Origin of the sequence: Faecalimonas umbilicata (genome assembly GCF_004346095.1) — a bacterium.
Taxonomy (GTDB): Bacteria; Bacillota; Clostridia; order Lachnospirales; family Lachnospiraceae; genus Faecalimonas; species Faecalimonas umbilicata.
In genome coordinates, this window is the sequence record NZ_SLZV01000030.1 from 1 (window position 1) to 22,890 (window position 22,890).

At 36.6% G+C, this 22,890-nt stretch carries 25 protein-coding genes; 2 read left to right on the forward strand and 23 right to left on the reverse strand.

All coding sequences use genetic code 11. From position 1 onward, the window contains the following. The 4 genes from EDD74_RS12435 to EDD74_RS12440 form a co-directional block, all read right to left on the reverse strand. The coding region (locus EDD74_RS12435) for an ATP-binding cassette domain-containing protein (protein ID WP_132038460.1) at positions 1–203 on the reverse strand (203 nt) is incomplete at its 3' end. A 157-nt stretch (positions 204–360) separates the two neighbouring features. Further along, entirely contained in the window at positions 361–495 is a 135-nt protein-coding gene (locus EDD74_RS15515; RefSeq protein ID WP_278320671.1) for a hypothetical protein, read from the reverse strand. A 43-nt stretch (positions 496–538) separates the two neighbouring features. Next, entirely contained in the window at positions 539–673 is a 135-nt protein-coding gene (locus tag EDD74_RS15520; protein ID WP_278320670.1) for a hypothetical protein, read from the reverse strand. 66 nt (positions 674–739) lie between these two features. Beyond that, positions 740–1,582: a zinc dependent phospholipase C family protein gene (locus EDD74_RS12440; protein ID WP_101871424.1), complete on the reverse strand. Its 843-nt coding sequence runs from the start codon at positions 1,580–1,582 to the stop codon at positions 740–742. A gap of 206 nt (positions 1,583–1,788) precedes the next feature. Here EDD74_RS12440 and EDD74_RS12445 point away from each other — a divergent pair, with 206 nt between their 5' ends. Together EDD74_RS12445 and EDD74_RS12450 are read left to right on the forward strand one after the other, a co-directional pair. Beyond that, on the forward strand, positions 1,789–2,463 hold the full coding sequence (locus EDD74_RS12445) for a response regulator transcription factor (RefSeq protein WP_116441998.1): 675 nt from the start codon (positions 1,789–1,791) through the stop codon (positions 2,461–2,463). A 1-nt stretch (position 2,464) separates the two neighbouring features. Beyond that, on the forward strand, positions 2,465–3,505 hold the full coding sequence (locus EDD74_RS12450; RefSeq protein WP_116441997.1) for a sensor histidine kinase: 1,041 nt from the start codon (positions 2,465–2,467) through the stop codon (positions 3,503–3,505). Between the two features lie 50 nt (positions 3,506–3,555). On the opposite strand, the gene EDD74_RS12455 is transcribed toward EDD74_RS12450, so the two are convergent. From EDD74_RS12455 to EDD74_RS12540, 19 genes are all read right to left on the reverse strand, one after another. Beyond that, positions 3,556–4,545 (reverse strand): alpha/beta hydrolase, encoded by a 990-nt coding sequence (locus EDD74_RS12455; protein ID WP_242990170.1) that lies wholly within the window; start codon positions 4,543–4,545, stop codon positions 3,556–3,558. After that, the gene (locus EDD74_RS12460) at positions 4,529–4,972 is read right to left on the reverse strand and encodes a hypothetical protein (protein WP_116441995.1); all 444 of its coding nucleotides are present in this window, start codon (positions 4,970–4,972) and stop codon (positions 4,529–4,531) included. Before EDD74_RS12460 ends, EDD74_RS12455 begins: the two co-directional genes overlap by 17 nt. A 3-nt stretch (positions 4,973–4,975) precedes the next feature. Continuing rightward, positions 4,976–5,719 carry a hypothetical protein gene (locus tag EDD74_RS12465; protein ID WP_132038461.1) on the reverse strand — a complete coding sequence of 248 codons (744 nt, stop codon included), beginning with the start codon at positions 5,717–5,719 and terminating at the stop codon, positions 4,976–4,978. After that, entirely contained in the window at positions 5,700–6,260 is a 561-nt protein-coding gene (locus EDD74_RS12470; protein WP_116441993.1) for an RNA polymerase sigma factor, read from the reverse strand. The genes EDD74_RS12465 and EDD74_RS12470 overlap by 20 nt, the downstream gene beginning before the upstream one ends. Before the next feature lie 246 nt (positions 6,261–6,506). After that, entirely contained in the window at positions 6,507–7,817 is a 1,311-nt protein-coding gene (locus tag EDD74_RS12475) for a sensor histidine kinase (RefSeq protein ID WP_116441992.1), read from the reverse strand. Beyond that, complete coding sequence (locus EDD74_RS12480) at positions 7,814–8,533, reverse strand: LytR/AlgR family response regulator transcription factor (protein WP_116441991.1); 720 nt, start codon at positions 8,531–8,533, stop codon at positions 7,814–7,816. Before EDD74_RS12480 ends, EDD74_RS12475 begins: the two co-directional genes overlap by 4 nt. A gap of 52 nt (positions 8,534–8,585) precedes the next feature. Then, complete coding sequence (locus EDD74_RS12485) at positions 8,586–9,122, reverse strand: hypothetical protein (RefSeq protein WP_055056098.1); 537 nt, start codon at positions 9,120–9,122, stop codon at positions 8,586–8,588. Between the two features lie 195 nt (positions 9,123–9,317). Beyond that, positions 9,318–9,914 carry an accessory gene regulator ArgB-like protein gene (locus EDD74_RS12490; protein ID WP_055056099.1) on the reverse strand — a complete coding sequence of 199 codons (597 nt, stop codon included), beginning with the start codon at positions 9,912–9,914 and terminating at the stop codon, positions 9,318–9,320. Positions 9,915–10,039: 125 nt separating this feature from the next. Then, entirely contained in the window at positions 10,040–11,251 is a 1,212-nt protein-coding gene (gene metK, locus EDD74_RS12495) for a methionine adenosyltransferase (RefSeq protein WP_055056100.1), read from the reverse strand. Positions 11,252–11,264: 13 nt separating this feature from the next. Then, the gene (locus EDD74_RS12500) at positions 11,265–11,972 is read right to left on the reverse strand and encodes a zinc metalloprotease (RefSeq protein ID WP_116441990.1); all 708 of its coding nucleotides are present in this window, start codon (positions 11,970–11,972) and stop codon (positions 11,265–11,267) included. After that, positions 11,959–12,891 carry a radical SAM protein gene (locus EDD74_RS12505; RefSeq protein ID WP_055056102.1) on the reverse strand — a complete coding sequence of 311 codons (933 nt, stop codon included), beginning with the start codon at positions 12,889–12,891 and terminating at the stop codon, positions 11,959–11,961. The genes EDD74_RS12500 and EDD74_RS12505 overlap by 14 nt, the downstream gene beginning before the upstream one ends. Continuing rightward, complete coding sequence (locus EDD74_RS12510; RefSeq protein ID WP_116441989.1) at positions 12,881–13,588, reverse strand: hypothetical protein; 708 nt, start codon at positions 13,586–13,588, stop codon at positions 12,881–12,883. The genes EDD74_RS12505 and EDD74_RS12510 overlap by 11 nt, the downstream gene beginning before the upstream one ends. A 1-nt stretch (position 13,589) precedes the next feature. Further along, positions 13,590–14,219, reverse strand: a complete 630-nt coding sequence (locus EDD74_RS12515) for an ATP-binding cassette domain-containing protein (protein WP_055221587.1) — start codon at positions 14,217–14,219, stop codon at positions 13,590–13,592. A gap of 106 nt (positions 14,220–14,325) precedes the next feature. After that, positions 14,326–14,475, reverse strand: coding sequence for a hypothetical protein (locus EDD74_RS15145; RefSeq protein WP_155512670.1), 150 nt, complete (start codon positions 14,473–14,475; stop codon positions 14,326–14,328). Positions 14,476–14,508: 33 nt separating this feature from the next. Then, entirely contained in the window at positions 14,509–14,658 is a 150-nt protein-coding gene (locus tag EDD74_RS15150) for a hypothetical protein (protein WP_155512671.1), read from the reverse strand. A gap of 152 nt (positions 14,659–14,810) precedes the next feature. Beyond that, positions 14,811–15,071, reverse strand: coding sequence for a flagellar export protein FliJ (locus tag EDD74_RS12520; protein WP_116441987.1), 261 nt, complete (start codon positions 15,069–15,071; stop codon positions 14,811–14,813). Between the two features lie 78 nt (positions 15,072–15,149). Then, positions 15,150–15,758, reverse strand: a complete 609-nt coding sequence (locus EDD74_RS12525) for a septation protein SpoVG family protein (RefSeq protein WP_055173311.1) — start codon at positions 15,756–15,758, stop codon at positions 15,150–15,152. A 31-nt stretch (positions 15,759–15,789) separates the two neighbouring features. Continuing rightward, positions 15,790–22,677 (reverse strand): N-6 DNA methylase, encoded by a 6,888-nt coding sequence (locus EDD74_RS12530; RefSeq protein ID WP_242990169.1) that lies wholly within the window; start codon positions 22,675–22,677, stop codon positions 15,790–15,792. Continuing rightward, positions 22,674–22,880, reverse strand: a complete 207-nt coding sequence (locus EDD74_RS12540) for a DpnD/PcfM family protein (RefSeq protein WP_021651176.1) — start codon at positions 22,878–22,880, stop codon at positions 22,674–22,676. Before EDD74_RS12540 ends, EDD74_RS12530 begins: the two co-directional genes overlap by 4 nt. Positions 22,881–22,890 lie beyond the last annotated feature (10 nt).

Below are 22,890 nucleotides of genomic sequence, written 5' to 3' on the forward strand. Positions count from 1 at the left end.
CCATGTATTAGAACCGTTCCGTCTGTCGGATTATCCAATCCTCCTAGCATATTTAATAATGTTGTTTTTCCACAGCCCGACGGTCCAACAACAGCTATGAACTCGCCTTCTTCAACCGAAAGATTGACCTGATCCAATGCCTTTACACAAACCTCTCCGGTACGATAATATTTTTTCAAGTCTGATGTTTTTACCAATTCCATATTTCTCACCTCTCCTTGTTTTAATTCATCATACCCCCTAATTCTTACCGAATTATTACCTAAACCAAGAAAATTAAAAAGGGAACATTTCACTCATAATAGAGAAAATGTCCCCTTCATTTTACTGATAAAATTCAGAAATCACTTTAATTGAATTTTACCAATGAGGTGTAATATGTGTATTACAATGATCTGGAGCAATCAGACAGTCCTTAGTGCAATCGTCTGGATCGCAATACTGTACTTCTACATCAAAGTTTTCATTCTGTATTTTCTTTTCCAGTTCTCTCATCTTTTGTTCTCCCTTCACATATATTCAGCCTTTCAAATTGATTTTACATCAAAGTTGAAATATGCGAATTGCAATGATTTTCTGAAACCATACAATCATATTTGCAATCATCTGGATTACAATACTGTACTTCTACATCAAAGTTTTCGTTCTGCATTTTCTTTTCCAGTTCTTTCATTGTCCCGTCCTCCTTTCCCTGATATTTTATGATTTTAAAATGTGACGTCACCACAAATCATCTTATTTAATAAATACCTACTTCCTTACCAAATTTATAAATGTACTTACTTACTGTCTTTATTGCATTTTGGACTGACTGATTTCCGGCTGAGTCATAGGTATCTTTATTCTGTGCCATTCCAGCCAGTGCTTTTGCGTCTTTTGCAGCGCTATAAAGCATATCGCCTACTGCTGTATTCTCAGCACTACTATAAACATCTGCGCCAAAACTGTTCCCTGCTATGGTATATTCGGTACGGTGTTTGTCCACATACTTTTCAAAATCTGAATGATTACTGTTTACTGCTGTCAGGTTAGACGCATGGTGTGGCTCATTCAAATCCGATACATAATGTGTTCCTTTTCCTATGTATTCCATTGCCTTATCTGTATATCCATCTTTATATGCTGCAACTGCACTTTGATAATAGGTTTCTGCTCTGGTTCGTGCTGTAGGATTTTTCTGTCCCATCCAGTTTTTTCCGGTATCCGGATCATAGAAATGTCCTGCAAACGTTCCATAATCGGTTTCATTTCCTAATACATCTGGCCAGTCCGTATATTCACATATCATAGCAGCTTTTGTATTTAAGATACTGGAACCTTTATCATTATTTAAAATCTTCAAGGCATTCGATACGATATACTGATGTGTATGATCCACCCCGCCACTGCTAAACCGTTCATCAGGATTTTCTACATGCTCAATCGGTGCGCCTGGTCCATAAATTTCATCTGAACCATTGGAAATATCAAGAACCTGTTGCGGTAAGTCCTGAGTTTCTGCCGCCGATACCGACCATGCCGGTGCTGCGGAAACACCTACCAAAACCATTGCCAAAAGTACCCCTAGTTTTTTACACCTCATATCTAGTACCTCCTCTTTTTTCTTATCAGTATATCCGCCAATTCTTACCAAATTATTATAATTAGTGCATTTAAAAAAATATTTTATCTGAAAAAAATCATTATTTACTTTTGCATTTTTTACAATTATAATACATCTTGAAAACCGTAAACGCTCTTTATGGTATAGAAAAACTTAGAAATTTAGAACAGAAGGAGTGAGAAACTATGCACCGTATCTTAATTATTGAAGATGATTTCTCCTTAAATAATACCCTGGCTTATAACTTGCGGACAGCCGGTTATACCGTTGACTCTGCATATAATGCAAAAGAAACCTTTGAATATTTAAAACAGTATCATTACATTCTTCTGATTTTGGATATTAACCTTCCTGACGGAAATGGATTTGAATTGTATTCAGAGTTGAAAGAAAAATCAAATGCCAGTATTATCTTTTTAACCGCAAATGATTTAGAAAATGACATAGTGAAAGGATTTGACCTGGGTGCTGATGACTATATTACAAAACCTTTTTCACCTGTCGTCTTACAAAAGAAAATAGCTGTTTTAACAAAATATATCACTGAAAAGCAAAAGGAAACTGTATATGAAGACGGTAATCTCTGCATCAATTTCTCGCAAATGACTGCGACGCTGGACAAAGTTCCCCTGGAATTATCCCCTTTGGAGTACCGTATTCTGCAATATTTTATTATGAATAAAAAGCATATTTTAAAACGGGATCAGCTTCTTGAGCATCTCTGGGATTTCTCCGAAAACTTTGTAGGTGATACTTCCCTAAATACTGCTATTAGCAGACTCCGAAAGAAAATCGAAGCCAACGGGCATCGTTATATAAAAACAATCTATGGAACCGGATATATGTGGATAGGTGATTGATATGAAAAAAACATTTTCTTTAAAAAAAGTATATATTATAGTTTCCCTGCTATTTCTATTGATATTTTCAGGGACCTGTATCATATTGCGTACACTTACGTCAGACCCTAAAGTATTTTTGCTTTTTACCATTTTCACTTTCCTTCTGCTTATCTGTGTATTTATTCTCTTTTGTACGATTTTCCACAAGCTCACCTTGTTTACTCGTGAACTTCATAAAACATTGGACAGTATGATTGAAGGAACCTATTTTTCCCCTGATGAAAAGTATGATGAAACTTTACTATCACAGATTAACCATCATTTAGGAAGACTGTACAGTATATTGGAAAATACCAAAAATTCTGTAAATGCCGAAAAGGTACAGCTCCAGCAGCTAATTTCTGATATTTCGCATCAGTTAAAAACCCCCATGACCACGCTGCGCCTGACAGAATCCGCTATGGAAAAAGCCATTACAAAACCGCAGGAACTACAGACCTTATTTCACACCAATACCGCACATCTGAACAAACTGGAATTTTTAATCTCTTCCCTTGTAAAAATATCCCGTTTGGAAACAGGTGTGATAAAACTATCCCCAAGTTATCAAACGATTGGTGACACCGTTCTCATGGCGCTGGAAAATATCGTCTTAGCAGCTGATCAGAAGAACATTCAAATAACCTTTAATTATTCAGAAGACTTTAAAGCGTATCATGATCCCAAATGGACATCCGAAGCGCTGTATAATATCTTGGATAATGCTGTAAAATACACGAATGAAAACGGACATATTTCCATAGAACTTTTTACCCTGGAAAACTATACCAAAATAGTAATCACTGATTCTGGTATCGGCATCAAAGAGTCGGAAATCCCTAAACTTTTCCAACGCTTCTACCGCTCTCCTTCTGTCAAAAACTTTCCAGGAGTTGGTGTAGGGCTGCATCTGGCACAAGATATTATCAGCCGACAATATGGTTTTATCCATGTGCTTTCTACTCTTCATGTAGGCAGTACCTTTGAAGTTTGGCTTATCAACTCAGATACTCCTAAATAAAGAAAAATGCCGCTACAGGTTTAGTATCACCCGTAACGGCATTTTTCTGTCTAATTTATAAATTTAGCAACATAATAATTTATTCTTTCCTTCTGCTCAAAATGCAGATAATGTCCCCCCTTTAACATTACCAATCTGTTTTCCTGATTATCACCTAACACACTTCTATGCAACTTCTGCCATCCTGGAAAAATTTCACAATTATCTTCTGAAACAAAATTTAGCACTGGAACTTCTTCTGGAAATTTCATATCTCGTACTATCTCCAGATTTTTTTCTACCTGCTTTAATTCATTCATTACAGTCTTATTATAAGAGGTGTCAAGGGAAAGTATCCGAAAAACTTCTAAGTCTTCCTGTGAATAAGAATAATTCTGGTCTGCATAGATAGCCTTTTCCGGATTTCCAATTGAAAATATCCGGCTAATTCCTAACACATTTTTTGTTTTACTTAAATAGGCCATCAGAAGATTTAATTTTGTTGTATCAAAGGGTTCATTTTCATTTTGCTTTGGTACAGAAGAATCTATCCCTATAAAACCACGAACTTCCTCTGGATAAGTATTAGCATAATACAGGGAATACAATCCGCTAATAGAATGAGCCATCAGATAATATCGGTAAACTCCAATCTCCTCTAAACAGGCATGTAATTCCTCTACGATATTCTCTATGCTTCTCTCTGTATCTGCGGGATCAGACAGTCCATAGCCAAAAGGCTCCACTGTAATCACTTTATATGTCTTTCCTAATTCCTCAGCTAAGGGTCTAAACTCTAATACCGGAGAAGGAGATCCCAGTCCTGGGAGTAACACAATAGCGGGGGATTCTTCTGCTTGCAAACCAGCAATTTCCACAGTCATCTTTTTCCCATTGACTTTAACTGCATTGCCATAAGCTGCTTGTACCTTTGGTATTTCTCTCTTTTTACAAAAATAATTCCATGTGATCCCCATGCAGCATAGAATCAGAATTACAATAGCCAACCACTTTATTATTTTAAATATTTTCCTTCTCATAATTTTAGAAACAAATTTCACCTCCCGTTACTTTCACTGTTTTAGATCCACTATTGGTTACATAGAATCTATAGTATCCACTAGACGGTATTGTAAATGATATTTTATGGGAAATTCCTGAACCGCTATACTTTTGGGTTCTACTTCCATTCTGATTGATATACCCCATCTTTACAGAGGAAGATACATTCAAGTTTACCCGAAAAGTAACAGTAGTACCTCCACTCACATAAAACATAGAACCATTGGAGTCATAAAAAGATACCGTTTTCCCATTTTCAATACTAATTTGCTGTAGTCCCATTCTATCCTCTATCTGATCTTTATATAAATCTTCTCTACAAATACTATAAGTTGTTATATTTCTTACATTATCGGCTGCTGAAACTGGCATAGCAACCAGGCAAATAAGCCCTAATATTCCAAAAAATATTCTTGTTTTTTTCATCTTTCACTTTCCCCTTTCTACAGTCAATATTCCTTGCGAAATCGTTACTCTGTCACTAGATACATTTTTTAAATATACACCATATTGTCCTGATTTAGGAATATCCAGGATTATCTTATTTTCTGTTTCTGATATAACCTTCTCATCTATCACCTCTCCATTAAAAATATATCCAATCTCTAATGTTCTTGCTTCACCTCTCTCATCACTATCAGACTGTATGAAATCTAATATAAAAATATCCCCTGTTTTCATATCCCAAGTATCTCCATCAAAATCTGTAAGGACAATCATGGTTCCGTTATCCAAATAACACTCTGGCACTGATCCGTTACGCTCTGTTTTTAATTCCATAATATATTTTGCAATAGGAATTCCATCCTTATATAAATTTTCTGGTAAAATGATGTCCGTTTCCACTTCCATTTGTATAGCTCCGCTGTTTTCCTTTTCATATAAAGCAAGTCCGTTCTGATTTTCTAAAACCACTTCCTCATTATTTTTGATTTCACCTGCAGATTTTAAAACTTCATGTGCCCCAACAGTGATTCCTCCAATTCCCATTGCCGCTGCCAAAACAGCTATATATCTCCTGCGATTTCTTTTGGCTTTGGTGTGACCTATCTCAAGAAAAACAATTTCTTTTATTCGCTTCTCATTTTCAATATTTTTATGTTGCATTTCATTTTCAAATAGCTCACAGGAATTATCAAACATTTCACTTATTTTAAACTTCACTGGCATCATATCCCTCCTCCAGAAGAATCCTTTTCAGAGTTTCTCTTCCTCTCCGCAGACGGGTCTTTACTGTTTGAGGATTCATTTTTAATGTTTCTGCAATCTCTTCTATTTTTTTATACCGATAATAATACATAATAAAAATTTTTCTATCCGTCTCTCTTAATTTCTCCAATGTTCTTCCAATGATCAACTGTTGCTCTTTCTGTAAAATCAAGTGCTCTACATCACCATCAATCAAAAGAATATCATCATTAAGTTCCAGAATTTCTCCACGATAAGCTCTTAACCAATCTTTCGCCTTATTTCTTGCAATCATTCCCAGATACGATTTGACACTGCTGTACTTTTTATAATTAATCCTTTCTGCTGTCAGCCATAGAGAAATAAAAGTATCTGCAACCACCTCCTCTATATCTTCCTTGGTACCTTTTTTATGCAGTAATTCCCAGACGATACATGTGATATAGGAACTATATAAATCAATGATTTTTCCCAATGCCCACTCATCTTTCCTCTTCAGTTTTCTCATTAAAATAATTTCATCCATTGTCCAAATCCCATCTGTCTGTTTTTTATCAATACGGAAAGGATTGGAGTTTGGTTTCGTTCTATTTCAAAATATTGAATAAAAAAAAGAATATCGCTTTTGCAACATTCTTTTCTTATTCTCTATATCACCGATTATAAGTGTCCTACTATTCTTTTATAATATAATTAAATGTCTTTAATTTCATTTACTACGTTTTTCCATCAAAACATAAAAATAAGATTGTAATTTCCCACTTTGACTATTTTAATTTGTATTTTTTTCAAAAAACAGCATAATTTTTACTATGAATTGTTTTTCCTCATTTATGCACTTTAGTGTACCATTATATTTTTCAACTGCATCTTTTACACTCGGAAGTCCCCAACCATGAAATTCTCTATTTTTCTTTGTTGTTGAAGGAAAATGTGCAAATGACTCTTTATTTTCTTCACACGCATTAGAAACCTTTATAAGTAAAAAGTGATTAATCCGGCGTATAGTCAACGAAATATTTCCAGGTATTTTCAATTTTTCAGAAGCTTCAATCGCATTATCCAATAAGTTTGCCAATATTGTGCACATATCATGTGGTTTAATATTGGTATTCTGCGGGAATTCCACATTCACATTACAGGTAATTCCTTTTTCCTTCATTTTTCCCAATTTACTATTAATCACTACGTCAACAACGTCTATTCCTGTCCAAGTAGTTTTCGATAATTGCATTATTGGGCGACTTATTTCTGTAATATAATTCTTTGCCTCCAACGTTTTTTCTTCATCTAAAAGCTGATATAATACATTCAAATGGTTATTTAAATCATGGTATAGCTTTGCATTACCTGTATAAATTTCATTAATAGTTTTATAATTTTCTTCGAGCAGTTCATTTCGCATTTCTGCAAAATCTAATTTCATTTTTTCTTCTTTGCTTTCTATTACAAAATAGACTGTAAAAAAAAGTAATGACCAAAGAGCTATAAATACAAACCACACACCTGTCATTGTATAATTAAATGTCTTAAATGTTTGATTAACTAAGTATACAAATCCCAAAAATCCCGCACAGGATATAATTAAAATTGTATATACATAGTTCTTCTTCAATGAAAAAGAATATAAATATTTCTTTATCATAAAATACAGCAGTATCCATAAAAACTTTATAACACAAATCATTACTACACGTAAAATTCCTCTTGTAGAAACTAGCGCAGTAAATGTATCATAACCACCATAAAAATTCGATACAAGAGTAAAAATCAAAAAGTCGAAACAGCTTAAACATAATACATAAAAACTTGCGATTGAAAATAGTTCTATATACTTTCTCCTGTAGATAATTTTAGCGGTAATACTCATATATAATACAAATAATATAATCGTAAAATAAGAAAATATTGATACATGATTGCAAATTTGTATTAATACAGTTCCTATTATTGCTAATTCTCTATCTAATATAAAGTTTTGCTTTCCTCGTTGCTTATATAACAAAATACTATATATTTTATATAATACAAATACTTCAACAAAACTTGCTAAAATTTCAATTCCATTATATACAATATTCATATCTGTTCACTCCAGAAGTCACTTAACTTCGTTTTTATTTGTTCCAGTTTTGCCTGGCTTGCTGGCAAACGAATTCCATTCTTCAGTTCTACAATTCCATCTTTTATTCCCATAATATGGGCTAGATTAACAATATCCCCACGATCAACATATACAAAATCATCAGATCGAAATTCTTTAAACACCTGTGTAAGACTCTTTCTTACCTTGGTCACTGAATTATCTAATAATGTTATTACAGAATTTTTTCCTTCTCTTTGAATATACAAAATCTTATGATAAGGTATTTTTTCTACTCTAGTTGGTGTTTCTATTGCATAAAATTCATCTGTCTGTATCTTTATCATATTGATAGCATCCTTCAACGCCTGTGGTAACCTAGAGCCTATTGAGTTTTTGGGTATATATCTAAAGATTGACAATTCAAATGCATCTACGGCATATTTTAAATGTGATGTAATAAATATGATTAACACTTCCGGTAAATACCTTTTAACATATGCAGCTAAATTCATACCGTCTATATTAGGCATTTCAATATCACTAAGGATTAGATCATAATATTTCCCTTCCTGAATATCATATTGTAAATTCTCACTCTGAGTATAAACCGTTATGTCTGCAAATTCGTTACTCTTTTTTAAAAATTCCATTACTTTTTTCTTTAATATTTCTACTGTTTTTTCGTTATCATCACATATAGCAATGTAAATCATGATACGCCTCCTTATGAGCAATCACTTTATTATAGCAGATTCTAGTGATTTGTTAAATCATAAATGTATAAAAAATTCCTCTCCTTAAATCATGGAAAAACATTTCTTTTTCATTTATTACCAATTCATACATGTCTTTTGTTACTGCGCATTTATAATAATAAATCCCTGTTTCATGTTGCTTTACTTTTGTTATAATATCTGCTACTACCTCATCTATTTTCATTTCTTGATGCGGAGATGCTGGCCACTTTTTTATCATAGATCGTACCTGAGTTTTATTCAATTTTACCTTTTTTGCAAAGTAAAATTTTTGGGGGAATTTTAACTCTCTTGTAGTTCCTAACTCTTTTAAAACAAGGTCAAAAACATCTTTCCCTTCTTCATACGGAAATCCCATTTCTAAATAAGCCTGTATATGCAAAATTGAAGTTTCTAAATACTTAATATTTTCTGTGTTTTGATAGTATTGATACAACTGAAAAACAGCATCAATAAATGTATCTTTTACGGATATATCTTTATATTGTACACTTCCTGCTGCTAATTTAATTGCTTCAATATATACTCCATTCTCTCTTATCTGCATTTCTATTCCTCCCTATATACTTCATTTAGCATAAAAGATGCCGGAATATCAACACTCTGGCATCTTTTATTTATATACATGTATTAACTTTACCTTATTTCAGACATTCCGGTAATTTAGGCTGATATGAAAGACAAACAGATGCACAATTTGCTCCCCATATTGCACAAGCTTCTATACACATAGCAAGAAATTTCATAGTCCTATAACTCCTTTCTTTGTATACAATAAAAATTTAGGTTTATCAGTAATCAGCATAAATACTGCTACCAAACAAATACTTAATACCATCATACCCATGATCTCTTTATCTACTACTGATAAAAATAATGCAGCAAAGACATTTATGTTCAAAATATTCCTAGCCATAATCTTACACCGACTTTTTTTATTTTCACCAATAGGCTGATTTTCATTAACCACCGGTGCATGGATAGCAATATAGTAACTACTTAATACCAGCAAAATCAACCATATTTCTAATGGAAGCTTTGTATAAATTATATTGTTAAAAAGTAATAAAAATAAATACGAAATGTTACTAATCAAAAAGCATCTAAAATATGTAACTGCATGATATCCACCCGTAAATACTCTCAATGGTGCAAACACCAATAGGAATATTACACCTAATTTAAATTCGTGTAATAAACCTGACACAATCAATATTGAACTTATTCCAATCATTGTTGACAAAATAATTTCTATGCCATAAGTATAAACAGCTTCTTTTCTCCTTTCCGAGCCATCTGCTATTCTTTTTGCAAGTTTACTGGACACTTTATTTAACACCTTTAATCCCTCCCTATGTCATGAATTATAGCAAAACCTTTTGCTTTTTTCTTATTATGTCCATAAATTCAGGGATTTTTGTCCACGAATTCTTTTTCGTCTTCTCCAGCGCATAACAAAAGGCACTAATCAGTGCCTTTTTCTGTATCATTCTTATATTTTTTTAAATCCTCTACCTTATCTAATCTTTCCCATGGTAAATCTAAATCTAATCTTCCAAAATGTCCATATGCTGACACCTGCTTATATATAGGCTGTCTTAAATCAAGCATTTTTATAATACCAGTAGGACTCAAGTCAAAATTATCTCTTATAATATGAATTAACATATCCTCTGGCAATTCACCTGTTCCAAATGTATTAATTCCTATTGAGATTGGTTTTGCTACACCAATTGCATATGAAAGTTGAATTTCACATTTATGTGCCAAATCTGCCGCTACAATATTTTTAGCAATATAACGAGCTGCATATGCTGCTGACCTATCTACTTTTGTACAATCCTTTCCAGAAAAAGCTCCTCCTCCATGATGAGCATATCCTCCATATGTGTCCACAATAATTTTCCGCCCTGTTAAACCACTATCACCATGCGGTCCACCAATTACAAAACGTCCCGTAGGATTTACGTAAAATTTGGTTTCAGAATCTACCATTCTCTGAGGTAAAACACAATCGAAGACATAATGTTTAATGTCTTTTTGTATCTGTTCCTGAGATATTTCAGGATCGTGCTGTGTAGACAAAACCACCGCTTCTAATCGTACAGGTTTCCCTTGCTCATTATACTCTACTGTAACCTGCGTTTTCCCATCTGGTCTAAGATAAGCAAGAGTTCCATTTTTGCGGACTTTCGCAAGCTGTCTAGCTAATTTATGAGCCAACGAAATAGCATACGGCATAAATTCATCTGTTTCATTCGTTGCATAACCGAACATCATCCCCTGATCACCGGCACCTAGCATACTTTTTGCATTTTCGCACTCATTCTGCTCTTTTACTTCTAATGCTTCATTTACCCCCTGTGCAATATCCTTAGACTGCTCATCAATACATGTAATAACTCCACAGGTATCAGCATCAAATCCATATTTTCCCCTTGTGTATCCAATGTTACGAAGGGTTTCTCTAACAATCTGAGGAATATCAATATATGCTTGCGTTGTTATCTCCCCCATAACTAATACTAATCCTGTAGTTATACTGGTTTCGCAGGCAACACGACTCATTGGATCTTTTTCAATCAGTGCATCTAATATCGCATCGGAAATTGCATCACAAATTTTATCTGGATGTCCCTCGGTAACTGATTCTGATGTAAATAATATCTTTTCCATATTTTTCTCCTCCCTATTGTGATAACCATGAAAAAATCCCTAAAACGCCAAACATAATTATACCTCTAATAGCATCTTCTAATGTGGTAGCTACTTTGTCTTTTTTTATATTTGTTTTATTGAATAATGTAACAACTGCATAATATCCATCACTTTTTACTATTGGAATGAAATTCACCAGCACATTAGAAATCACCAAATAACAATACGGTAGCTGTTTTGGAAAAAATAATAGTACAAGCAATACATAAATACAATTCATAAAATTTCCAGCCAGATAAATTGCAATCCTTTTGTATTTAGAAACCATATAGCTATATGAAGTATCTACATAAAATGCAGGCCAAATAAACATAAATTTAAACCCTATTTTGACTCGACTTTTAGGATAAAATATTTTCAAAAATAATACATGTCCAAGTTCATGAATAAATATATTTATTATTAAAACTAAAGTTGCTGGAAGAAAATTTACATCTATAATAGAATACGTTGTAGTTCTAAAATATAAATATAATGTCAGAAGAATCATGAAAATCATTCCCATCATATATAGTATATTATCTTTATCATTTCTTACGAACTCCAGTTTTTCCTTTCCGAACAGTGAATCAAATGTTGCATTATCCAATTTAAAGAAATTATTATTTTTTTCTACAATCGTAAAATCTCTTTTACTGTCCTGAGCTATGGTATATTCTTCATGTTTAAATATTTTCAAAATATCCTTCTTCCTTCAGCAATCTTAAAAACCAATCATCTTTAAATAAAAATCCACATAACTCACACGGAGAAGTCAAACTCTGCGGATATTCTATATTCTTTTTCTTTAATAATTCCAAAAATGGTGTAAAACCTTCTGTATAGATTTTATGTAAAACCTTATTATAATCTATAGACTGAATGATTGCACTCAAGCTCTCTTCATGTAAATTTCCCATTAATAAAAGCGTATTTTCTACGACTTGTGAGCAACATGGATATACTTCTAACTTTGCATTAATCAATAATGTTCGATCTAAAAGTCCAATACAGCGCGCTTCATGTTTCTTCAAATCAATAACTTTTATAAACTGGGAATCAGAAAATATCTCTGCTGATCCGGTATTAATAACTGGTTGATATGCATAATTTGTCTTAAAGGCATGTTCCCCCATCTCATTGATAATATCACCTGGCTGAATACCATCTTTTAAGAAGCAACCAACAATTTCCGTACTTACCTCTAAATCATTTGCAATATCTACAATATTTAAGATATTCTGCAAATCAATAAATTCCTTATGAAATTGATCATAACTAAAGGAAATCATTTTTATCTTAGATTTATTTCTTTCAATAAAATTTCTTGCCTTATTGATGTCCTTTCCCCAGAATCCATTAGTTTTAATTGTAATTCCAACTTTTCTACCATAATCAAAATTAATTATATGCTCTACCAAATCAGGATATAGCATAGGTTCACCGCCAGTCACACCAATGAGATCTATAGACGGACATTCCTTAATATTTTTTAGAATCAAATCTAATTCCTCTATTGTAAGAGTTTTACCTCTTACAAGCCCTCTTGAGTCACAACACATTTTACATCTTGCATTACAATTTTCAGTTAATAAAATTCCACATCCTTTAAATTCCATTTTTTTCCCATCTCCTTCTAAAAATAAAAATTATACATAATACAGTAGCAAATAATGCTATTGAATATAAAATATTTTCTTGAATCATCAAATAATCGCTATTTCGTGTATTAAAGTACTGGTTAAACTTTATGAAAACAGGATTTGAAGCGTCATACCTAACCAAAAAGCTCAATTTGGGGTTAGCAATCGAAGCCACCATTGAAAATAACCAAAAAGCAAAATTTACTACATAGGCTCCAATAACACTTTTAAACAAAAATCCCCACATACTTGCCAATAATATTTCATAAATAATTGCACTTTCGAAGTAGAACAAAGTTGCCAAAGTATAAGAGAAATCCTGATACACAATACTTATACCTATAACTCCACCAAAAACAATAATACTCATCCATGCTAATATCACCGCAATTTTTGTCAAAAAATAGCGAAGCCAATTGTATCCCATAAGTTTATAAAATAGGATATTTTTATTTTTGTAATCTGATACAAAAGACTGAATAATCAATACTGGAAAAATAAGCATTCCAAACTGTGTGATTACCGTATAAATGCTAACGTATAGCTCACTAATTGTCGGATTGGAAATTTTATCCAGACTTACAAGTAGTACATATCCTAGAACAAAACAGATTGCTACAGTAAGTAAATAAAATAAAAAAAAGTGATTTTTTATATTTTTTCTTATTTCCATATTATTCCCCCCTTATATACATAGCTACAATCTCGTCTTTAGAAGCAATTTCTGTAATTTCCAGATTGTTAATATAATAGTATTTCCCTTCCATATATTCTAAATCAGATAAATTATGTGTAATATTGATAATAACCGCTTCATGAGTTTTCTTATATTCCATAAGGAATTCATACAAATCTATAGAACTATTTTTATCCAAAGCATTTGTAAATTCATCTAATATAATCACTTTAGGGTCTGCTGATAAAAACGCCAATAATTTTATTTTTTGCTTCTGACCATCACTCATCTTCTTGATTTGCAAGTTTTTAGATACTTTATTTAATTTTAACAGGTCATATAAACCCATAATTTTCTGTGCTTCAAATTTCTTTTTTAATAATTTTATCACATCATCAAGAGTAAACTCTGCCGGAATATTACTACTGCTTCCAATAAGAATTGCCTCCTGATTTTCTTCAATTTTTCCCTCAAATTCTAACATTCCTACACATGTTTTAGCAAAACTTGATTTTCCAGCGCCATTGCTTCCTAAAATATGGTTTATATATTTCTTATCAAATGAAATGTTTACATTTTCAAGTAGCTTTTTTTTCCCTACTTTCAAACTATAATTAATCAGTTTCATTGCAGTCTCCTTTCCAAATAGGTGTTTATAAAATATATGAAGCATTCTATAAACACCTATTTCTCATAAAATATGATAAGTCTACAAATCTCTCGTCTTTTTATATTTAGTGCCCTTTACTACCAACGACAGCTTTAAGGGTAGCGACAATGAAGTACCACATGCTGTTAATATTTTCCAGTTTTAAGGCCTCCATTTTCTGATCCATAACCTCTTTTTTTGTTTCGTTATTTTCTTTAAATTCATTAATTTTCATCTCTAATTCCTCCATTTTAAATCAATTTTTTTATTAGTGTCCCTTACTACCAACAACTGCCTTAAGAGTTGCAACAATGAAATACCACATACTATTGATATTTTCCAGCTTTAAGGCTTCCATCTTTTTCTCCATAACTTCCTTTTTATTTTCATTGTTTTCTTTAAAATCGTTAATTTTCATTTTTATACCCAACCTTTCTTCTTTTCACTAACTATTTTTTACATTTTACAGTGTTTTCAAAATTTCTATTCCCTTTTGCTTAATATATTTTTGTGGGACTTCTTGTTTTCTCTGAAACCATTGATGTATTTCTTACTTCCCTGTGTTTATTCCTAATCCATATGTATTAGATGTTTTGTAGTATAGCACTCAATACAAATAATAGTTATTTTTGTCCACCAAATATTATTTTTATGACCACAAAAAATGCCGCTAAAGATTTCATCTTTCTGTTTATCTTCAATCTTCTTCCTAAGTTCTTTTGCTTTCAAACGCAGTTCTTTTAATTCTGCCTCTGTTGTTTTAATCTCCTGTTCTGTCTTCATAAGCATTTCTTCAAGAGAAAGATTTTCTACTTTTTTCCGTCTTGGCATACTGTTTCCTCCCATGCTGATATTTTCTTCATTCTACCATTATTGTTCCAAAAATACCAGTCTTTTTATGAATCGCTCCTATCTCCCTCTTCGCTGCTGTTTCTGGCTTTTGGCATATTCCATCTTTTTATTGTATTCGTCCATGATTGCACTTTCCAGATCTGCCTTAAATTCTGCATTGACTGCATGGGCAATGTCCTCCCTCTCTCCTTTTGCAGAATTTTTCTGAGGCATACCTACAAAAGTTTTTCCGTTCCATGCCTGGATCACATGAAGCTGCTGAATTGCCAATACGTCCTGCAGACGAATGGCTACATCTGCCTTAAATGTATCGCTTCCCTGTACCGGATTTACGCTCAGATTGTAATACAGCTCTTCCTCTCCCCAACTGCCCTTACAGTCTGTTTTCGTTTCTGTCATATTCTCATAGGCTTCCCTTACGGTATCCAACACTTCCTTTTGAAATTCCTTATCCGTAAACCGGAAAAAAGGAACATACTCCCCTGTTTCATAATCTCTGTAACGGGGCATATCGAGATACAGATTTCCTTTCGAGGACTCTTTAATTGCAAGGCTTTTCACACAGAAGGCCTCATCAAAGGTAATGGTAGCAAATCCTTTCAGGTTATTGATTTTTCCTTCTTCCTGTTTCAATTCCGGTTTATATACTCTGATATTATATTCCATATTGTGATCTCCTTTTCTACTCTATTTTTCGTTACCGAACTGCTGTCTGGCATGGAAGATTTTTAGTTTCCTCCTGCACTTCCACACACTCCTCCTGGTCCTTGATTTCCAGTTCTGCATCAATCTCCATCTGCCGGGTAATATTCTCTTTTAAAAGCTCCTCATACGGGAAGGGCTTTTCATATTCCTGCTTTGCATTTTTTATCTCATTTTCGCAGGTCTTAATTTCTTTTTGAACCTCCTCCACTGCTTTATCAAGGGCATTCAAGCGGTTTTCTATACGGACCATGTTCCCGGAGTCACTGCTTTTTAACTCCACACTATACTCCTTCTCTCCCTGAAGAAACAAGATCGGTCCCAGCATATCATTCTGGACAGATACCTGAAACCCCTTATACATACCGACTTCGTGCCTGGTAAAAGCCGTCACCCCTTCTATGATCCCACGCAAAACTTCGCCTGCTTCTTTGTGTTTCTCATAAACTTTTCCCTGCAGCGTGATTGCAAACCCCGGTTGTACTTCCATAGCCTGGTTCCTGCGCTCCAAATCCTTTTGAAGTAATCGCAGTTCTCCCTTCAGACTTTCTATCCTTTTCGGATACTGGAAAGTGACCGCGTCTTGCAGGGCAAACCGTTTCCCTTCATGTGCGGCTTTTAAAATTCTCAGACGTGCCACTTCATTATCTACTTGTATTTTTTCCATAATCAGGGGATTTTCAGAAGCTACCGCTTTAATCTCTGCAAAATTTAATACGGTTTCATCTATATCCTCACAAATCCTTGCCAGTTCCCGGCTGGTAAATACCTGGCTGATAAACCGCTGTTTTGTTTCTACAATGCCCCATAAATAAGCATCAAAAGAACCCTTCGTTACATAGCGGTAAATATTGACTTCCTCATTTTCATTCCCCTGGCGGATAATGCGCCCTTCCCGCTGTTCAATATCAGAAGGTTTCCAGGGGCAGTCGATATGATGAGCCGCCACCATTCTGGTCTGGATATTGGTTCCTACCCCCAGTTTTTCGGTACTTCCTATAATAATCCTTTTTCTGCCGGCTCTGACATCAGAAAACATGCGGTCCCTCTGTTCATCTGTTTTTGCATCATGGATAAAGCAGATTTCTTCCTCTGGAACACCTCTGGTAATCAATTCCTGTTTTAAATAATCATAGACGGTAAACGCTTTTCCAGGTCCGGGTGTCCCAATATCTGAAAAAACAATCTGGGTTCCTTTCTGTTCCTGGGACTGTACATATTCCTGGTAAATGTTTTCTACTGCTTTATTCAGTTTGGAATCCGAATCTACCGGAGCATAACTGTCCAAAAGCCGGGGATCTGTACCCAAAAGCCTTGCTTCCCCGGTAATGCGGAGCATATTGTCGTCCTTTGGATCTACCACACCTCTATGGATTGCTTCTGCCCTTTCCACCATTTCCTGCATACGTTCTTTGACATAATCAGAGGCTTCCGATACTACAACCTTATATTTTCCGTCCTTTAATTCTGGCCGCTTAATATCCAGCATATCAGGCAGAATGATGTCTGCCACTTCTTTAAACAGGTGTATCAGTTCCGGCAGATTGATAAACTTATTAAACCTGGTCCGCATCCGGTAACCGGTACCTTCCGGTGCCAATTCCAGGGAACTGGTAACTTCCCCAAACACAGAAGCCCATGCGTCAAAATGGTAAATCCCCTTTTCGTGGAGCCGCCTTTCCTGTAGATATAACTGCATCACATAAAGTTCCACCATTGAGTTTGACAGAGGGGTTCCCGTTGCCATAATGACGCCCCTTCCCTGATTTTTTTCGTTGACGTACTGGATTTTCATACGCATATCCATAGCCCTCTGGGAACCTCTGGAACCCAGACCCGCAACATTGTTCATTTTTGTAAAAACTTCCAGGTTTTTGAACAGGTGTGCTTCGTCTACAAATAGGGCATCTACGCCTGTTTCTTCAAAGTACATCACATCATCTTTGATTTCTTCATTGTTCAGTTCTTCGATTTTCTCTAGCAGTTTTTTCTTTCTGCTTTCCATCTGCTTTATGGACCAGTTCTTTCCCTCTTCTTCCCTTGCCCGGTTAATGGCTTCTACCAGTTGCTCTGCCTGCTCTTCTATCATGGCTCTTTGCCGGTCAGGGGAAATGGCAATTCTCTGGAACTGAGTATGGCCGATAATAATACAGTCATAATCCCCTGTTGCCATTCTGGCAATCATACGCCTGCGGTTTTCCTTCTGAAAATCTTCTTTTCTGGTAATCAGGATCTTCGCATCTGGATAAGCCCGCAAAAATTCCGCCCCCATCTGGAAGGTCAGGTGGTTCGGAACGGTAAGAAGAGGTTTCGTTGCCAGCCCCAGCCTCCTCATCTCCATACAGATGCAGATCATTTCCAGAGATTTACCGGCGCCTACCGTATGGGCAAGTAAGGTATTTCCTCCACACAGCAATGCCCTTGCCACAGCATTTTTCTGATAAGGACGCAGCTTTAACAGAGGGTTCAGTCCCGGCAGTTTTAAATAAGAGCCATCATAGCTTCGTTGTCTGTCGCAGTTAAAGGTTTCATTGTAAAAATCCACATATTTTTTTCTGCGCTCCGGCTCCTTAAAAATCCAGTCCCGGAAGGCTTCTTTTATCTGCTCCGCCTTATCCCTGGCAAGCATGGTTTCCTTCCGATTGATCACATAACGTACTTTTTCCCCTTCCTGCACCCGGTCCCTGATAGTCACAATCCGGCTGTTTAACAGTTCCTCTATAATGCTGATCGCATCCATAAATCTTGTGCCATAGGTTTGTCTGGTACGAATGGTTCCTCCAAAAAAGTTTCCCCTGTCAATATGGTAAGACATATCTGCATCTAAGCGCTCAATCTTGAGGGCATGACCACTATGCGCGCAATAGTTTCTCTGGTTGTTCTCCGGGATTTCCAAAAGCTCATAGATAAACTGTTCGTAATCCTCATTTTCAATCCAGGTTGTTCCCAATTTTACACTGATCTCAGGCGCTGTCAGGTCTTTTGGCTGTACCTTTTCCAGTGCTTCCACATTGTCTACAAACAGGGGATTGTTCTGCGCATAGATCCTGGCAGTACGGAGCTTCTGACGCACATTGCCGCTTAAATACTCATCTGCGGTTTCCCACCCTGCATTGGGATCTTCTTCCTTTGCCAGTACCGGGTTCTGGTAGATTAACCCTTTTAATTCCTGGAGCATTTCTTTCCTGTTTCCCGGATAAAGGGAAAGCATATAGGGAATATCCACCCGGTTATATTCTGACAGACTGATATGCAGCGCTTCCTGGGCATTTTCCACTTTGTCTATCACATCTCTGGGGCGTATGGTCCTTTTATAAAAAATGTCGGCTTTGGTTACATTTTTGTCCTCATCAACTACTTCCAGGGAAGAAAGCAGGGGATAATCATTATCCTGCCGGAACGCCATTTTATTTGTCCGGTCACAGAAATATCCATGCGTTTTTACAAAGGCATCATACAAACGGTTTAACTGTTCCTGTGCCTTTTTCAGTTCCTGGTCAGAACAATTTTCCTGCTGTATCTGTAAAATTTCACGCACCAGAAGGCGGATCTTATGCATGGCACGTATCCGGCGCTTCACACTTTCCTTTGCCTGGCTCCGGTATAAAGACTCTCCTTCCCGGTAATATACTTCGTCCTGTATCACCGTAAACGTATAATTAGGTATCTCTGGAGAAGCAGCTAAGACGTCCTGCTCTTCCTTCTTTTTTTCTGCTATGCTTTCTTCATAACAGTTTTTAGGAAGCTCTCCAACTGCGTCCAAAATTCCTTTTTCCAGGTCAAAATCTTCCGCTTCATTGACCAGGGCTGTATATTTGGAATCTTTCCCGAAAAACTGTTCAAACCAGACCATTTTCCCAAGCATCATTTCCGGGTGTTCCAGATAATACTCATTCACCGGCACCATGTCTTCCGTAAGCCCTGTATAAGTCCAGATCGGCTCCCCAATCGAAGGCTCTGCTTTTTTCTGAAAAAACAAAAGGTCACTGGTAACTGCGGTATTGGCGCTCTTTCCAAAAGAATCTGCCGGAAGCCGGACTGCCCCTAAAAGGTCTGCCTGTTCTGCCAGATTTTTTCTCACAGCGCTGTCATTTTTATCCAACGTCCCTTTTGAAGTTACCACTGCCAAAATGCCTCCTGGCCGAAGGAGGTCCATGCTTTTCCGGATAAAATAATCATGGACTTTCAGCTTCATCTTTTTATATCGGGGATCGTACAAGCGGAAATCCCCAAAAGGCACGTTTCCCACAATTACATCAAAGCTGTTATCCTCAAATTCCGTTTTTTCAAATCCCTTAATCTGGATACTGGCTGAAGGGTGGAGCTTTTGTGCAATCCTTCCGCTTAGGGCATCAATCTCCACGCCATAAAGCTGGGATTTTTGCATACTTTCCGGAAGACCATGAAAAAAGTTTCCAATCCCCATAGCCGGTTCCAGAATTTTTCCCTTCTGGAATCCAAACTGCTCCAGGGCTTTATAAACACCCCGCACGACTTCCGGCGGCGTATAAAAAGAACTGTTGACACTGGCCCTTGCCTGGGCGTATTCTTCTGCGGTCAACAGTTCCTTCAATTCCTGATATTCTTTTTTCCACTCCGGGCGTTTACTGTTAAAAGCATTTGGCAGCCCGCCCCACCCTACATACCCCGCAAGAATTTCCTGTTCTTCTTTTGTGGCGTTTCTCTCTTCCTGCTCCAGTGTTTTTAAGATACGGATCGCCCGGATATTTTTCTGATACCGGCTTTTATCCCCACCGGTAAACTGCAGCCACCCTTCTGGGTAATAATAATCTCCGGCTTCTACCTTGCCTTCTGTTTGGACAGAGGTTCTTCCTTCCTGCCAAAGCTCTTCCTTTTTAAGAATTTCGCTATATTCTTCCCATAATGCCGGAAACCAGGGAAGCAGACGATACATATTTTCCTGCTGCTCTAAGGTTTCTGCATCTTCGGTATAGGCAATCTGGTCCTCCTCTATAAGATGTGCAGTAAGCCCGCCAAACTGATCCCAGGAAAGTTCCTGCAGAAAATCCTGGCTTTCTGGCAGGGTGATCTTAATCCCGTTTTCCTGAATACAAAGCTCATAATTTCCATGTTCTGTCCGCACCAGATAATAAGGCTGGCCTTCCGGTGCTTCCCGAAGCAAAAGCGTCTTCAAAAAATGGTCTTTTTCTTCCGGTAGCTGATTGGTCGTATAGACCAGACAGAGCATTTTCTTTAAAATATCCGCCTGGATATTCTGTTTATAAAAGGCTATGCCAATCTCTTCTAATGGGATTGGTTCCTTTTCCTCAAGCACTTCCTGCACTTTCTCTGGCTGTAAGGTTTCTTCCTCTATATCTTCCCCGTTTTCTAAGGCTTCCTCCGATACGGATAACAGAGGAAGATAGGTTCCTTTTTCAATCCGTTTTCCAATTTCCAAAGAAACCTCGTCCCAGTACCAGAACGCCTCCTTCATGGAAGTTCCCTCACTCCAAAGGATATAAAAACCGCTGGAACCGCTTTCTGCAATCAGGATACCGTCTTTTATATGGGCTTCTCTTTTTACATCTCCATACAATTCATAAAGATAGGCTTCCCGGTCTGTTTCCTCTGGATTGTTCCGGTAAAACTCATAAATTTTATATAGTATCTCCTGCTCTGTCATTTCCAGAAGGATTTTCTCTTTCTGCCAGTTTTCCGGCTGTGCAGGTTCTATCTCCCCAGACGAAAAAGGAACCGCCGAAGCAGTTCCTTTCTCTGTATCCTTTTCTGTTTTTTTCTGTTTTATCCGATCCTGGGGTGAATGATCTCCTCCATAACCTGTTTCTGCGCTTCCATATCCGCCTGTATCCGAAGGTTGGTCATTTCCAACGTGTTGTAAGGGTCTATCCTGTCCTCTCTGGTCCAGGTCTTCAGAAGACTTTCTGCCAGTTTCTCGTGGTATTCCTCCGCTTCTGTCTGGATTTTCATAAGTTTCTCCATCAGTTTCCCGGACAGGAGCATCATTTCGTATTGTGCCTGATCCGTTCTCTTCATTTCCTGTGCTGCGATCCTGCCGTAACGGTTCAGGGACGCCAGCATCTTCTCCTCGCTCATCACGCCCTCTAAGACTGGTATCTGTACGCCATTCATTTCCCTGTACTGGATTCCTGCGATCCCTTCCATAATACTGCCTCCTTTCAAGGTCTATGTTCTTCATGGTCCTTGCAATCTGTAACACAATCCGCCCAGATAAATGGGATACCAACCGCCCTGTCCGGTACAGAACCTCCTCATTCTCTGAAAAACCGCAGATAAAAGAAAAATCCAGGGTGTCATCTCGGATACCGCAGCGGCTTTCCACCGCATAACAGACACTGTTTACAAGAAACTCTGTAATCTGGTTTTCTTTTACCTCCTGTCCCTCTCCGGTAAGGACAGCCAGCTTCTGCAAGGATTTTAAAATTTCATCTTCCTCTTCTATCATAAACCAAACATTTGTTCTTGTAAAGGCGTCTAAAGAATTTTTAAACTTTTTTTCCCGTTCGTAGATTTCCGGGAACAGCTCCCTTGCCAGCAGCCTGCGGTTTGTCCCATTCACCTGCCAGTTCCAGGGCCGGATTCCCTGTCCCTTTACATCTTGAATATCATAAACATGGGTAACTCCTTCCCCGAAAATTTTGGAAGGAAATACTGCAATTCCTTTACTTCCTCTGGCAACCGGCAAATCCATTTCCAGCCAGGCATCATATCCTGCAAGAACGGAAGCATCTGGGCGCTGGGCATATACCATACAGGTATTTAAGAAGTCCAACTGATACAGACGCCCCATGCAGGAAAGGAAATTTTTCCAGGAATCCCCCGACTCTGAAATCCAGTGTATGGTTTCCTCATACAGTTCCCGTACTTTTGTGATATGCTTCATCTGCTGTTCCTTCTTTCTTTTACAGGTACCAGTTCTTTTGCAGAAATATCACGATAGGAAAAATCATCTGCCCCCAGCACGATTTTTTCTGCATAGTAATCTGCTTCTGCTTTTGCAGTTGCCTCCAGTTCATTCCTGCCCCGGTATCTTACTTTTTTCTCCAGGACTTCTCTTATGGTCACTTCATATTCTTTTTCGTCCATGCTTCTCCTT